Annotated in this window: 14 protein-coding genes; 4 read left to right on the top strand and 10 right to left on the bottom strand. The window is 47.3% G+C overall.

Going from position 1 to position 12,795, the window contains the following annotated elements; translation table 11 throughout:
- Positions 1 to 5: 5 nt before the first annotated feature.
- Entirely contained in the window at positions 6 to 929 is a 924-nt protein-coding gene (locus MHB84_RS21095) for an ADP-ribosylglycohydrolase family protein (RefSeq protein ID WP_076288004.1), read from the bottom strand.
- 525 nt (positions 930 to 1,454) lie between these two features.
- On the opposite strand from MHB84_RS21095, the gene MHB84_RS21090 reads away from it, so the two are divergent.
- Positions 1,455 to 2,123, top strand: a complete 669-nt coding sequence (locus tag MHB84_RS21090) for an HAD family hydrolase (protein ID WP_076288003.1) — start codon at positions 1,455 to 1,457, stop codon at positions 2,121 to 2,123.
- 47 nt (positions 2,124 to 2,170) lie between these two features.
- Entirely contained in the window at positions 2,171 to 3,343 is a 1,173-nt protein-coding gene (locus MHB84_RS21085) for a mannitol-1-phosphate 5-dehydrogenase (protein ID WP_076288002.1), read from the top strand.
- A gap of 137 nt (positions 3,344 to 3,480) precedes the next feature.
- Here the strand turns inward: MHB84_RS21085 and MHB84_RS21080 are convergent, their stop codons facing one another.
- The 3 genes from MHB84_RS21080 to MHB84_RS21070 form a co-directional block, all read right to left on the bottom strand.
- Complete coding sequence (locus MHB84_RS21080; protein WP_076288001.1) at positions 3,481 to 4,368, bottom strand: hypothetical protein; 888 nt, start codon at positions 4,366 to 4,368, stop codon at positions 3,481 to 3,483.
- A gap of 142 nt (positions 4,369 to 4,510) precedes the next feature.
- Positions 4,511 to 5,164: a YkyA family protein gene (locus MHB84_RS21075; protein WP_076288000.1), complete on the bottom strand. Its 654-nt coding sequence runs from the start codon at positions 5,162 to 5,164 to the stop codon at positions 4,511 to 4,513.
- Positions 5,165 to 5,205: 41 nt separating this feature from the next.
- Positions 5,206 to 6,108: a polysaccharide deacetylase family protein gene (locus MHB84_RS21070; protein ID WP_256716748.1), complete on the bottom strand. Its 903-nt coding sequence runs from the start codon at positions 6,106 to 6,108 to the stop codon at positions 5,206 to 5,208.
- 229 nt (positions 6,109 to 6,337) lie between these two features.
- Here MHB84_RS21070 and MHB84_RS21065 point away from each other — a divergent pair, with 229 nt between their 5' ends.
- A complete protein-coding gene (locus MHB84_RS21065) occupies positions 6,338 to 7,282 on the top strand; it encodes a DMT family transporter (protein WP_076287999.1) in 945 nt (314 codons plus the stop codon).
- Positions 7,283 to 7,381: 99 nt separating this feature from the next.
- Positions 7,382 to 8,218: a sulfurtransferase gene (locus tag MHB84_RS21060; protein WP_076287998.1), complete on the top strand. Its 837-nt coding sequence runs from the start codon at positions 7,382 to 7,384 to the stop codon at positions 8,216 to 8,218.
- Between the two features lie 62 nt (positions 8,219 to 8,280).
- Here MHB84_RS21060 and MHB84_RS21055 read toward each other — a convergent pair whose 3' ends face one another.
- The 6 genes from MHB84_RS21055 to MHB84_RS21030 form a co-directional block, all read right to left on the bottom strand.
- On the bottom strand, positions 8,281 to 8,868 hold the full coding sequence (locus MHB84_RS21055; RefSeq protein WP_076287997.1) for an imm11 family protein: 588 nt from the start codon (positions 8,866 to 8,868) through the stop codon (positions 8,281 to 8,283).
- Positions 8,869 to 9,004: 136 nt separating this feature from the next.
- Positions 9,005 to 9,247 (bottom strand): hypothetical protein, encoded by a 243-nt coding sequence (locus tag MHB84_RS21050; protein WP_256716747.1) that lies wholly within the window; start codon positions 9,245 to 9,247, stop codon positions 9,005 to 9,007.
- Positions 9,232 to 9,951, bottom strand: a complete 720-nt coding sequence (locus MHB84_RS21045; RefSeq protein ID WP_256716746.1) for an NAD(P)/FAD-dependent oxidoreductase — start codon at positions 9,949 to 9,951, stop codon at positions 9,232 to 9,234. Before MHB84_RS21045 ends, MHB84_RS21050 begins: the two co-directional genes overlap by 16 nt.
- Before the next feature lie 170 nt (positions 9,952 to 10,121).
- Positions 10,122 to 10,244: a hypothetical protein gene (locus tag MHB84_RS21040; RefSeq protein ID WP_256716745.1), complete on the bottom strand. Its 123-nt coding sequence runs from the start codon at positions 10,242 to 10,244 to the stop codon at positions 10,122 to 10,124.
- 69 nt (positions 10,245 to 10,313) lie between these two features.
- Entirely contained in the window at positions 10,314 to 11,963 is a 1,650-nt protein-coding gene (locus tag MHB84_RS21035; protein WP_076287996.1) for an exosporium glycoprotein BclB-related protein, read from the bottom strand.
- A gap of 37 nt (positions 11,964 to 12,000) precedes the next feature.
- Positions 12,001 to 12,360, bottom strand: coding sequence for a hypothetical protein (locus MHB84_RS21030; RefSeq protein WP_076287995.1), 360 nt, complete (start codon positions 12,358 to 12,360; stop codon positions 12,001 to 12,003).
- Positions 12,361 to 12,795 lie beyond the last annotated feature (435 nt).

Raw genomic sequence — 12,795 nt, 5'->3', positions numbered from 1 at the left:
CTCTTCTATCTAGCTTCCGCCTTTGACCACAATGCCTCTGACAATTCGCTTAGCGTATCCTGCATAGCCAGCCTCTCTCGCCAGTGTGCCGGAATGCCGCTTAATCCATAGTACGCCCCGGCAATTTGCCCATATACCGCTCCCGTGGTGTCCGCATCATCACCCAGATTCACTGCCAGCAGCGCCCCCTCTTCGAAGGTCGATGATTGATGGAATGCCCATAACGCTGCTTCAAGTGAACGAACAACATAGCCGCTCCCCTGAATATCAGGCGGTGCTTTATCCCGGTATGATCCCTGGACTATTTCTTCAATCGCTGGTGAAAAAGATTTCTCTTCCCTCCACTGACGGCAGGTAGCAGGCCGTAATATGACATCCTTGTCCGCTCCGCGCAGTCCTGCAACCAATATTGCTGCCAGCACTTCACATGCTTCCACACTTTCAACAGCAGCATGTGTCGTTCTGGAACTCAACCCAGCATACCGCACTGCTTGATCCGGCTGGTTGGCATATGCCATAGCTACAGGTGCGAGCCGCATAATTGATCCATTCCCAGCAGTCATCGGGTTGGTTGAACCACTATACGCTTCACCGGTTGCTGCAAACCGTTCAAGGGCACTGCGAGTAGCCCCGCCAATATCAAAGCAGGTTCCTGTACTGCTCATATAACCCACCTGATACCAATTCGTATATCTGCGCATCTGATCCCCGGGATCAAAGTTCTCTTTTCTCACCAAGCTTTCTGCCAGACACAGGGCCATCGACGTATCATCCGTCCACTGTCCAGGTGCCAAATCGAATACCCCGCCGCCCACAATATCGGTAACAGGCTTAAATGTGCCAGGACTGCTGAATTCCACTGTGGTTCCCAGTGCATCTCCCGCTGCAAGCCCTATCAAACAACCTTGGAAACGATCCTTATACAGCATCTTCGATCCCTCCTCCGCGATTTAACTCTCAAATGACTTCTTCCATTCTCCCACATGGCTTGATATGGCGTAAAGAATTTTAATAGGTTAGTTCGATTGCAAATTTATTTTAACCCTATGCTGAGTTGCCTTTCTTCTATTATAAAAGTGTCGAAAGCTGTTGAACGGTTGAATTATCCAAAATTTCTTAAAAAAAGTTTGATACGTTTAAACTGAAAATACAGGTTTTCCAGTACACCGCTTACACGCAAAGGGTATAACGTTTTTCCACTTTTACAATTTTCTGAAAACACATCATCCATGTGCAAGTTTTACATGTAAACAATCATAACGCGCTTGACCCTTCCGATTGTCCTATGTTACGGTTTTATTAGCTTATACACCTGTTTTTTCCCAAATTAATATTTATAACTCAGCTTTCGCGTCAACTAATGTACCGCAAGTCAAAAGATTACGGAGTGTATTTGCAGAGAAATTCATTTAGCTTTATCCCAAAACTAATTCTGAAACAGGAGGAACAAATTTATGATTAAGGCACTGGTTTTTGATTTCGATGGAACGATTATTGATACGGAGACAGCATGGTATGTTGCTTTTCGTGATGCCTACAAGGAACACGGCGTAGACTTAACCCTGGAGATGTACTCGCAATGCATCGGTACCAGTCTGAAAACATTTAATCCTTATGAGTACCTCATCACAGATTTGAATCTTCCGATCGATCGGGAAGCGTTCAGGGAATCCGTTCAGTTGCATCATGCAACATTAATGAACAAAGAACAGGTAAGACCCGGTATCCAGAACTACCTGGAAGCTGCACGCAAAGCTGGATTGAAACTTGCTGTCGCTTCAAGCTCCAAACGAGAGTGGGTTGAACAGCATCTGGAGCAGCTCAAGCTGAAGGATTACTTTGAAGTCATTCGCACCGCAGATGATGTTGCCCATGTGAAGCCTGATCCTGCATTGTACAATCAAGCACTTGAAGCCCTTGGAGTAACTGCAGACGAAGCCGTAGCGATTGAGGATTCACCTAACGGCGCGCGTGCAGCTGCTGCGGCTGGTATTCACTGCGTTGTCATCTCGAATACCATTACCGGGACACTTGATTTCGATATGCCTCACCAACGGCTGTCATGCCTGACCGACCTCGAATTTAACGATTTGATTTCGAAACCACTCGTCACTACGGTCTAAAGACTGAACGAATTTCGCATTTCAAACTTTAAAGGGGGAGTTCACACATGAAAGCTGTACATTTTGGTGCGGGCAATATTGGCCGCGGATTTATCGGTCATATGTTGTCCGCTTCCGATTATGAAGTCTGCTTTGTCGCACGTAACCCGAAGAAAATCGCCATGCTTCAAAAGAGGCAGGAATATCCCATTACCCTCGCAAATGCGGATCAGGATACAACGATTGTGAATAACGTAACCGCCATTAGTGTCGGCGAACAGGATCGCGTTGCTGAAGTGATTGCTTCGGCAGATCTGATCACAACAGCCGTCGGTGTATCGGCGCTGGAAGATATCGCTGAACCGATCGCCAAAGGCATCTATCTGCGTATGAAAAATAATAATTCTGCACCACTTCACATTATCGCTTGCGAAAATGCCATCGGAGGCAGCACTCGGCTGAAAAAACGGATATATCCGTTTCTGGATGTAGAAACCCGTGAAAAAGCAGAGCGCTATGTCTCATTCCCCAATGCAGCGGTTGACCGCATCGTCCCCGCTCAGGATCATAAAGACCCGCTACAAGTTACCGTTGAGCCTTTCTATGAATGGGTGGTTCATCGCCCTGCACTGCTGGAAGGATTTAAGGAAATTGAAGGTGTGCACTACGTGGACTCTCTTGAACCTTATATTGAGCGCAAAATGTTTACGGTAAATACCGGTCACTGCGTTGCCGCATACTTCGGATATCTTGAAGGATTTAAGACGATCCGGCAAGCTATGAGTCATGCACCTCTTCGTGCCAAGGTACGCAAAGTGATGGAAGAAACCGGAGCCATGCTCATCGCCAAGCACGGTTTTAATCCACAGAAACACAGCAAATATATCGATACGATTCTCGAACGTTTTGCCAATCCGAACCTGACGGATCAGGTAACACGGGTCGGACGTTCGCCCCTTCGCAAGTTATCGCCTTACGACCGGCTTGTTCGCCCAGCGATGCAGGCCTGCGAATTCGGAATTGAAATTCCTCATTTAACTTCCGCTATGGCAGCCGCGATGCTGTTCAATCATGAACATGACGAGGAAGCCATAAAGCTCCAACACCTGATTCGCGAAGATGGCGTCTCTGCCTTCATTCGTGAGCACATGGGAATTCCCGAGGAACATCCCGTCCATCAGCATGCCGTTGCCCGTTATGAAGAGCTCAAAGGGCGACAGGAATCAACCATTTTAACCTGATTAACAATAGGTCAAAGAGTTTGATCCCGCAAACTGAATAGACATACGAACAAAAAGCCGGGAGGAACCTATGCTTATCGCATCGTTCCTTCCGGCTTTTCAAACTCACGGCATACATATTTATTATCGAAGCACGCTTACTCGTTCATGATGGAATTGATGGAGGCATAAACCATAGGCAGGAAGCCCTCTGAAGGTTCGCCAACCGGTGCATGGATATGGAAAGCGAAGCCATTGCCATCCAGCTCTTTCACGATGAAATACTCCGTTTTCTTATTGTTTTGAGACATCATGAACAATTTTGCCTCTTTCATCGGACCATTGCTAAGCTTTTCCTCACTTAATTGCTTGACCGCTCCGGTTTCTGACAGATCTTTCTTCGCATCCACTTTCAGTTCATTCAGGTTATAATCCGAAGGCAGTTTTTCAATCTCGACCTCGTAATCCGGATCAATCTTCATGGTCAATTCATGATCATCCGCATCGTAAACCATTGGTTCAAACACATATAATGAATACCCTTTGCCTTGAGCCAGTGTAACCGGGCGCTTTTCGGTCATGCCTTCCACGGTCACTTCCAGCTCGGATGTTTTGGCACGATCAGATGTAACATTACCACCTGCATTCGTACCGTTACCATCATTGGACTCGACCTTGGCGATTTCCGTAAGCACCAGCTGTTTAATCGTTGTATCGCCTTGAATGGCTTTCTCTACATATTTGAATTGAACGGAATCTTCATCGTCAATGTCATCCAAAGATTTCTGCAGATCTTCACCCACCTGGAAAGACATCGGTTCCTCTTTCACACGAATTTCAACAGTGTGCGGATCTGCCCATCCGGTCAAAATGCCTTCCGCTTCAATCACAGCACTTTCCTCAGGCTGCTTCCCTGGTGCCGGTGTCTGTTCTTCTGTATTATTCGCGGGTGACTGAGCAGTAGGGCTACTATTGCCGCAGGCCACAAGCGAGAATCCCATAACCAAAACAAGTAATGATGCACTAATATTCATAGTATTTCGCATATGAACACCTCCGTTAGCTTATACGCAATGATGTTTGTCCATGTTGCCTGACTTGTTAACTTGACAGCTTAGTATTACTTACACGGCTGACCCGTCGCTCAATCATAGAAAGTGTTCAATGCTTCTTTGAAACCATGAATACTCAACCGGCTTGCTCCATTTGCACAAGTTTCGCGTTGGCTCCGTTAAAAGCTTTTGTCTGCTTGTTAAACTGCTGTCTTAACTCGGCAACTTTGGCATATTGGCTGTTCCGTTCCCGAATCGCACGTTTGATTTTAACCAAATTGGGCTCCACATTGCCTCTCATCAATGCATATAACTGCTCGTCCGCATCAAGGCTCTGCCTATAGGAGGCAACAAACGCTTCAAATGACGCAGCTCTTTGCTCATACTGATCCAATACCGTGTGGGCTTGAGCCAGGTTCTCTTCTTTTTCAAAGGATAACTGATCCAATGAAGTTCGCAGCTCTTCCATCTGTTCTTTAGTCCGGCTCATCACGGCTTCAGCTTGTTCCAGCAATGTTCTTCGCTCGGCAATATGTCCGTTTGCCTGATCGAGCAAGGCCTCCAGATTACTGTTTTTGTTCTTTCCTTTACTCAGTATCGATCCGTATAATTCCATGTCTTCCCGTTCATGATGAACAAGTTCCTTCAGGCTCTGGTTCATCTCCTGATCGGTAAGAATTAATTGATTGACTTGATTTGCCGCAGGTTCCTGTGGCTGACCGCAAGCACTGACAAGCAGAGCCAGCAATATGCTGACCCCGGCCAAAGCTATCTTTTTTCTTTTAAGCACCTCGGGGTGCCTCCTCTCTTGCAACTGCTATGTTGTTATTCTTACAGGCGGGTGTCTGCGCTAAAATTGGATACCCAATGTGCATTCGGATCGTAGACCTCAAACTCATAACCCCGATCTTCGAGCAGTTTCAAAATGCGTGGCAGTGCCTGTACCGTTTGCTCGCGCTCATGCATCAGAATCACTTCCTTATCCCGATGTACACTGCTGCTAACCCGTTCCACGATTTTGTCCGGCTGACCGGGAAGATTCCAGTCGAGGGAGTCGGTGGTCCAATCCCACATTTTAAATCCAGCCGCAGCAATGTCGCCCCTGAAGTCTTCTCCGATCTGGGGACTACTGCCGTATGGAGCACGAATCAGATGCGGCGTAAAACCGATCAGATCCTTGACCATCTTCTGCTCCTTTTTGAACTCCTTCACAAAATTAGAGGAGCTTCCGCTCTTATACAATTTGTTATAGTTATGTGTCATGCTGTGAAGCCCCGGATAACTGCCCTCTTTGACAAGCCGCTCCACTGCTTCCTTGTGTTGATTCAACTGACGTCCAATCATGAAAAAGGTTGCCTTTGCCTCATGCTGTTTCAAAATATCCAACAGTTGATCGGTATATACACTTGGTCCATCATCAAACGTTATGTATGCCAGCTTGCGCACCTGACCCTGGAACCGCGCAGGTTCCTCTTTGGACTCCGGTGTCATGTCAATCATGCCAAGCTTGGTTGGCTGTTCAATCGCAGCTACTGGCGGAGGTGCTACATAATCCTTGATCCAGTGCGTCATGCCAATGAATGCATATGTTAAACCGATAATGAGCAGTGCCAGAAGCGCCAGCGCAGCACTCAGTCTCCCATACCGGATTTTTCTTCTTCCATGCGTCTTGGTTCGGCTTGTTCTATGCGGAATGCCGCCACTCTCTCCCGCTCTCTGTTGTTGAACTCTCACTTCCAGGCCACTTCCTTACTTTCATTTTTTCCCGATTATTGGTACATTATATCGTTTCATGTCTCTATATAGAAGATTAATAGAAAAATGGTCCTGGAGAATGACAGAATAGTTACAAGCCCGGTTACAATCTACTTATCTATTTCTTTTCTTATGCTTTTCCTGCGGATACAATCTCCTGTATAATAAATTGATTTACGCCATTTGACTTCAAGAAGGAGCTACATCCATGACTAGCTTGAACCGTGCCGGCAGAACGATCTTTCTGCTATTCTTTGTCGGCATTATTGCCATTTCGTTTTCTTCCATCTTTGTACGCTGGTCCACAGCCGACGTCGCCGTCATTGCGATGTACCGACTGTTCCTCACCAATCTGCTGATGCTGCCTTTTGTGTGGAAATACCGGCACGAGATGATGCGTTTAAACTTCAGACAGTGGACTTTACTGCTCGCATCCGGCGTGATGCTTGCACTGCACTTCCTGCTCTGGATGGGATCGCTTCGGCTTACGAGTGTAGCCAGTTCAACGGTCATTCTCGCTTTGGAGCCTATATTAATTCTCGCCGGTTCTGTCTGGCTGTTCAAAGCCAAAATCAACCGCATGATGATCATCGGTATGGGCGTTGCCCTGCTTGGATCGATCGCTATTGGAGCTGGAGATTTCCAGTTGGCAGGCACAGCGCTACGGGGGGATATTCTTTCTTTGCTCGGAACGATCGCTGTGGCGGCACACATGCTGCTTGGACAGTTTTTGCGTGCCGGACTAAGTGCCTTTTCGTATAACTTCTGGGTATTTTTCGTAGCTGCCTGTACGCTTGCGGTATATAATCTGGTTAATGGTCACCCGTTTGGCGGTTATGCGGCTTCTGAGTGGGGAATTTTCCTGTTGCTCGCCATCGTGCCAACCATCTTTGGGCATTATCTCTTCAACTGGCTGCTTCAATATATGAATGCCACGACAGTATCGATGGGGGTACTGGGGGAACCTGTATTTTCCTCTCTGCTCGCCTGGATGCTACTCGGTGAATCCCTCAACGGGCTTCAGATGTCTGCCGGGGTTGTCATTATTTTCGGGGTATGGATCTTCATTCGGTATGGCAAAACCAAACCACAGCCCATTCCCTCAGATGCTCCTGTAGCTGGAAAAGGACCAGTCGAACCTACAGCGGTGTAACTTGCGTTTGTATTAGGATTTTTGTAAAAAACAACTGGGACCTGCATCACGCAGATTCCGGTTGAATCTATCCCACTACATATAAGGCGGTGTGTTTTCATGAAAAATATTGTATCCATGCGCTGGCTGCTCGCCAGAATGTATGAACCAGATGTCGTCATTGCCGATTGCCGATTCCTGCTCGGTCAACCGGATGCCGGAAGACAAGCCTATGAAGCTGGACATATTCCTGGTGCAGTTTATCTCGATCTGGAAAAGGATCTATCCGCTCCTGTATCTACCCACGGAGGACGTCACCCGCTACCAGATCCGGCTGAACTGGCAACTCGTCTCTCCAAAGCAGGCATCGGCTCGAATGCACGTATTATTGCCTACGATGACCAAGGTGGTATGAACGCATCGCGGTTGTGGTGGTTACTTCGTTACCTGGGACATGAACAGGTGTATGTCATGGACGAAGGGCTCTCCGCCTGGCAGAATGCCAAGTTTCCAGTGACTACGGATGTGCCGGTTCAGATTCCAGCTTCGTTTGAGGTGAATGTGCAGTCAGGACTTTTGGCGAGTGTTGAGGATGTGCAGCAAGCATCTGCTGACGGCTCAGCTGTACTAATCGATTCCCGCGATGCTCGCCGCTATGCGGGTCTAGAGGAACCCATTGATGCCAAGGCCGGACATATTCCGGGTGCGGTGAATTATTTTTGGAAAGATGTGTTGGACTGGGATGGACGTTGGACAGATACTGGGGTGTTAGAAGAGCGTTTCAGCAAGCTGGACAAGGATGGCGCGATTATCGTGTATTGTGGCTCCGGTGTGTCCGCCTGCCCGAACGTGATTGCGCTCGAAGAAGCGGGATACACGAATGTGAAGTTGTATTCCGGAAGTTGGTCGGATTGGATTAGTTATGAGGAGAATCCGGTGGCTACCGGGGAAGAATAAGAACTAAGAGCCCGCGTCAAACGCGGGCTTTTTTTGTGCTTTCATTATATCCATGTAGAATTTTAGATGCTTAAATTTCCGACTTCTGTAACGCTCAGATTCAGCTTATGTTTTCGGCATACCTCGTAAAAATCTTTTGAAATAATGGGTTTGAAGATATTTATATAATCCAACATAAAAAATTCATGCTCGCCAATTCGCTCTTCATGAAGGCAAATTTGAGATACAACTTTGACGATCTTACGTGGAGGCTGTTGTACAGATGCAGCAATGACCGCTTTGCGCCCATATTCCGAATTTTCATAATCGAAAACATCCAAGCGATCAAGTTGATGTACAGTCCAATAGGTTTTTTCAACCGAACGACCGTCGTGGTAACACACAGTTGTCGGAATAAACTGTATGTTTGTTTTAGTTTCCTCCAACAGCGCTTTAAAACGATCTGATACGTGTCTCGTTCCTGTGATCGTCTCAAAATAATCTACTTTCAGGTTGCGCACCGTAGACAGTAACTCAACCTCTGCCGTTGTCCCCTCTGGCAGCGGATTCTCTATCGCCACATAATTCATACCTAATTCGGGAGTGAAGGTCGTTCCGCCACTAATAAACCCTCTACGTGGATATTGAGATTCCAGAAAATAATAGTTCATAGAATGAAGTCTCCTTTCCGAATTAAGTGCTTTTCAATCAATTATACGGGGCAAAAGAATTAAGCAGCTATGCACTATGTAATATGGAGTACATCTGTCATGTGGCGATGTACTCTTTTGTCGTTTTCGTATGGTCCTAAAATCGGGAGAGTCGACAAGGTTCTAATTCACTTCTTGATTCCTGATCGATGATTTCACTTGCAGCCAGACGTGCAATCAGCGGCGCCAGCGTAATTGCAGAATGCATCACGGTTAGATAAAGTCCTTTTACGTGATCTTGGAAACCCACAATCGGATAGCCGTCTTCAGGCATAGGTCTCATCCCGACCTTTATGCTTTCCAGTTCCAGTTGATTCCCATCTTTCAGACTGCGACGCAACGTGTCGAACGCTCGCTTACCAACCGCCTCTGGTCCGTTTTCCTCCGACTCGTCGATTTCATCCGAATCAGAATGGAAGGCGACGACGTAACCGGCACAGGATAACCTAACGGGTTGCAAAGTTCGGGGACGCCTGCACCTGCGGCCAATACGACGACATCCGACTCCAGAAAACCGTTGGACGTATGCACGCCGACCAAGCGGGAACCTTCTTGCTGAAGCTGTGTAACGTTGGTATCGAACTGAACCTTTGCTCCGTACTCCCTCGCTTTGTTCAACAACAGCTCTGTTATCTCTATGGGGTCTACCGCACCTTCTTCGCTGACATACATCGCTTCGTCCGGATAGTCCAGCAGATTCGGCTCCAATACCTCAAGCTGCTCCCGGTTTAATTTTTGAAAGTGGGGTTGCTCCCTGAGGGGTGGAGTGTCCCAAGTTAGCGCTCCATTCCAATGAATTTTCAGTTCGGGTAACTCTTGCTGAAGCGTATGATATTCTTCCAAAGATGCATCGTACAAATGCCAGTAATCGGGAGCCACCCTATGAGTCGTATGTATCCAGGCAAACGATTTTTCCGTGACTTCACGCGCCGCTTCAGGATGTCGTTCAATAACGGTTACATCTTGATTTCGTTTGGCCAGATGATAGGCCATGGATGCCCCGACAATACCTGCGCCAATAATCACAATTTTTTGTTTAATCAATAATGACTCCTCCGTTTTCACCCTATTGTAACATAGGCGTTATGATACTTAGGGGTTATAACATATGAGCGGAGCTGGAGCGACTCAAATAGTTGTACAGAAAATCCGGGTATTGTTGAAGAGGACTAACTGGAGGTAAAGCAAGTACGCTAGCCAATAATGTCGCAATTTCAATCCACTGTCGTATCCTTCCAATTGACTGCAATACGAATTAGGATGGACAGGATGCACACCGTATACCAGACGGAGCCTGCAATCTGAACTAATGTACTATACTCTACTGATGCGCTCACATTTAGACAGGGACCTCTCCGCCATGATCGGCAAGGGGTCCCTGTTTCTGGACTTGATATAAAGCGAAATTAAGTGATGGTAAGACTTCCGCTTGCATATCCGGCTATGGTTGAAGCCACATCAATTCCGGCTGTTATTGATGCTGAGAAGACCATAAGCAGGCGGTCACCGGCGGCTACTGGAATACTCAGTCCTGTGGTCAATCCGCTGGATATTGTGCCCAATGACAAAATGCCGGTCAGTGGTGGAGCCAAGGTTACCACTGCACCCGGTACAGCCGTAAAGGAGTTATTAGGTGTAGTCGAATGGTATAATTGTGCAGTAATGGTTACTGTAGATCCAACCAAGCTAAGCCCAGCTGTTGTACTGAAATAAGCGGCCAGTGAAGTAATCGTTCCTGCACGCGATGCCGAGAAAGCAAAGTTAAGCAAGGTGCCTGCAGCGCCTGTGAGATCAATAATCCCTCCGTTAACACTTATTCCTGTAGCATTGTTGCCAAATCCAACTAAACTGGAGGTATTCAAAAGTCCGCCTAATACCGTAGTCAACGCAACAGGCAGTCCTGATGCGTAAGGTATGATCGCTCCAGAACCTGCTGCCCCTGTAGCTCCGGTTGTGCCTGGTGTGCCTGTCGCTCCCGTTACTCCGGTTGCACCTGGTGTGCCTGTCGCTCCCGTAGCTCCGGTTGTGCCTGGTGTACCTGTTGCTCCCGTTACTCCCGTTGTACCTGGTGTACCTGTCGCTCCCGTTACCCCAGTTGTACCCGGTGTGCCTGTCGCTCCCGTTACTCCGGTTGCACCTGGTGTGCCTGTTGCTCCCGTAGCTCCAGTTACACCTGGTGTGCCTGTTGCTCCCGTAGCTCCAGTTACACCTGGTGTGCCTGTTGCTCCCGTTACTCCCGTTTCGCCTGGTGTACCTGTTGCTCCCGTTACCCCAGTTGTACCCGGTGTGCCTGTCGCTCCCGTTACTCCGGTTGTACCCGGTGTACCTGTCGCTCCCGTTACCCCAGTTGTACCCGGTGTACCTGTCGCTCCCGTTACCCCAGTTGTACCCGGTGTGCCTGTTGCTCCCGTTACTCCCGTTGTGCCTGCTGTCCCTGTTGCTCCCGTTACTCCCGTTTCGCCTGGTGTACCTGTTGCCCCCGTTACTCCGGTTGCACCTGGTGTGCCTGTTGCTCCCGTTACTCCGGTTGTGCCTGCGGTACCTGTTGCTCCCGTTACTCCGGTTGCACCTGGTGTGCCTGTTGCTCCCGTAGCTCCAGTTACACCTGGTATGCCTGTTGCTCCCGTTATACCGGTTGCACCTGGTGTGCCTGTTGCTCCCGTAGCTCCGGTTGTGCCTGTAGCTCCAGTGCTGCTTGGGATTTCACCCAGTAATTCCGAAGAAACTAAACGATGGGCTGTTACCAAAGAGCCTGTGCTGCTCTTACCCCACACTGATACTTGAACAGGATCATCAACCATAGCTGTTGTTGTGAAAGTAAACTCGAAGGCATCAAAATTGGCATAGTAGCTGTTGGTTATCACTTGATTTGGTGCGATGTCAAAAGATTCACTGACATACAAAATCCTCAATCCACCACTCATGTAATACCCTTGTATCTGTATAGTTGAGGCTGTCACATCGCTGCGGTTATCCATTCTGACAGTAACTGACTGAGTCGGTCTAACACCACTAACAGAATTATTTTCTAACGGCCCTGTTGATAAAAAGCTCATCGTTACTCTCCCCTTTCTTTTGAGTAGATTTTATCTGCTAGATGTTTTTAACTGTTTTTTCGTGCTCCACCACCCGGTGTGCATCTACCAATTGTCCCGACGCTTGTTTGCCCCATACTGAGATCCCTACTTCTTCCGCACCTTCTGTACTGGTTTCAAAAACAAACTCAAAAGCATCTAAGTCTGCAAAATAATTTCTGGTCAGTGCTTCGTTAGGTGCAATACTGATCATTTCACTCACATACAGCGTTCTTGTTGTGCTTAGCACATACCCCTGAACGGATACTGTTACAGAATCAACAGCAGTTCGACTTACCAATCTAATTGTTACCTGTTGTGTCGGTCTAACACCAGAAACCGGATTGTTTTCGATCGGCCCAGTTGATAAAATAGCCATCTTCCCCATCCCACCTTTTTATGAACCTCTTACTCTCTTAAGCTCACATGAATAGTAATATTCAAACATTAAAACAACGGTGTGGACAAAAGACAGGCGTCAATTCACCATTATTCATAAGGCATATAAGATTAAGGCAAGAAACAATATATAAATTTCGTAATCTTGCGTTTAAACAAAGGGGTAATATGAATATGATGAGGGATGAGTGGCAGACCATTTCATTATTAAAAGAACTCAAAAGAACCTTTTCCAACAATCGGGAACAAAAAGATGATTTAACATAGCTTTATACAACAAACCAGTCTTGTGTAGTCTCGTGTTTTCGTGTCAAAAGGGCTGTCCCAAAAGTCATACTCATGACTTTTGGGACAGCCCTTTTCATAGTTATTTAGGTTTAATCCATCTGACACACGTTTTTTACTCCCGTTAGCA

Origin of the sequence: Paenibacillus sp. FSL F4-0087 (assembly GCF_038020215.1) — a bacterium.
GTDB lineage: Bacteria > Bacillota > Bacilli > Paenibacillales > Paenibacillaceae > Paenibacillus > Paenibacillus taichungensis.
Note: the sequence above shows the minus strand (reverse complement) of the source record. Positions and strands in the feature narration are given on the sequence as shown.

What these genes read in the sequence shown, in the direction of transcription:
- MHB84_RS21035 (WP_076287996.1), bottom strand. Translation starts at nt 11,963, where the DNA reads ATGAGCTTTTTATCAACAGGGCCGTTAGAAAATAATTCTGTTAGTGGT.
- MHB84_RS21060 (WP_076287998.1), top strand. Translation starts at nt 7,382, where the DNA reads ATGAAAAATATTGTATCCATGCGCTGGCTGCTCGCCAGAATGTATGAA.
- MHB84_RS21085 (WP_076288002.1), top strand. Translation starts at nt 2,171, where the DNA reads ATGAAAGCTGTACATTTTGGTGCGGGCAATATTGGCCGCGGATTTATC.
- MHB84_RS21030 (WP_076287995.1), bottom strand. Translation starts at nt 12,360, where the DNA reads ATGGCTATTTTATCAACTGGGCCGATCGAAAACAATCCGGTTTCTGGT.
- MHB84_RS21055 (WP_076287997.1), bottom strand. Translation starts at nt 8,868, where the DNA reads ATGAACTATTATTTTCTGGAATCTCAATATCCACGTAGAGGGTTTATT.
- MHB84_RS21090 (WP_076288003.1), top strand. Translation starts at nt 1,455, where the DNA reads ATGATTAAGGCACTGGTTTTTGATTTCGATGGAACGATTATTGATACG.
- MHB84_RS21065 (WP_076287999.1), top strand. Translation starts at nt 6,338, where the DNA reads ATGACTAGCTTGAACCGTGCCGGCAGAACGATCTTTCTGCTATTCTTT.
- MHB84_RS21080 (WP_076288001.1), bottom strand. Translation starts at nt 4,368, where the DNA reads ATGCGAAATACTATGAATATTAGTGCATCATTACTTGTTTTGGTTATG.
- MHB84_RS21095 (WP_076288004.1), bottom strand. Translation starts at nt 929, where the DNA reads ATGCTGTATAAGGATCGTTTCCAAGGTTGTTTGATAGGGCTTGCAGCG.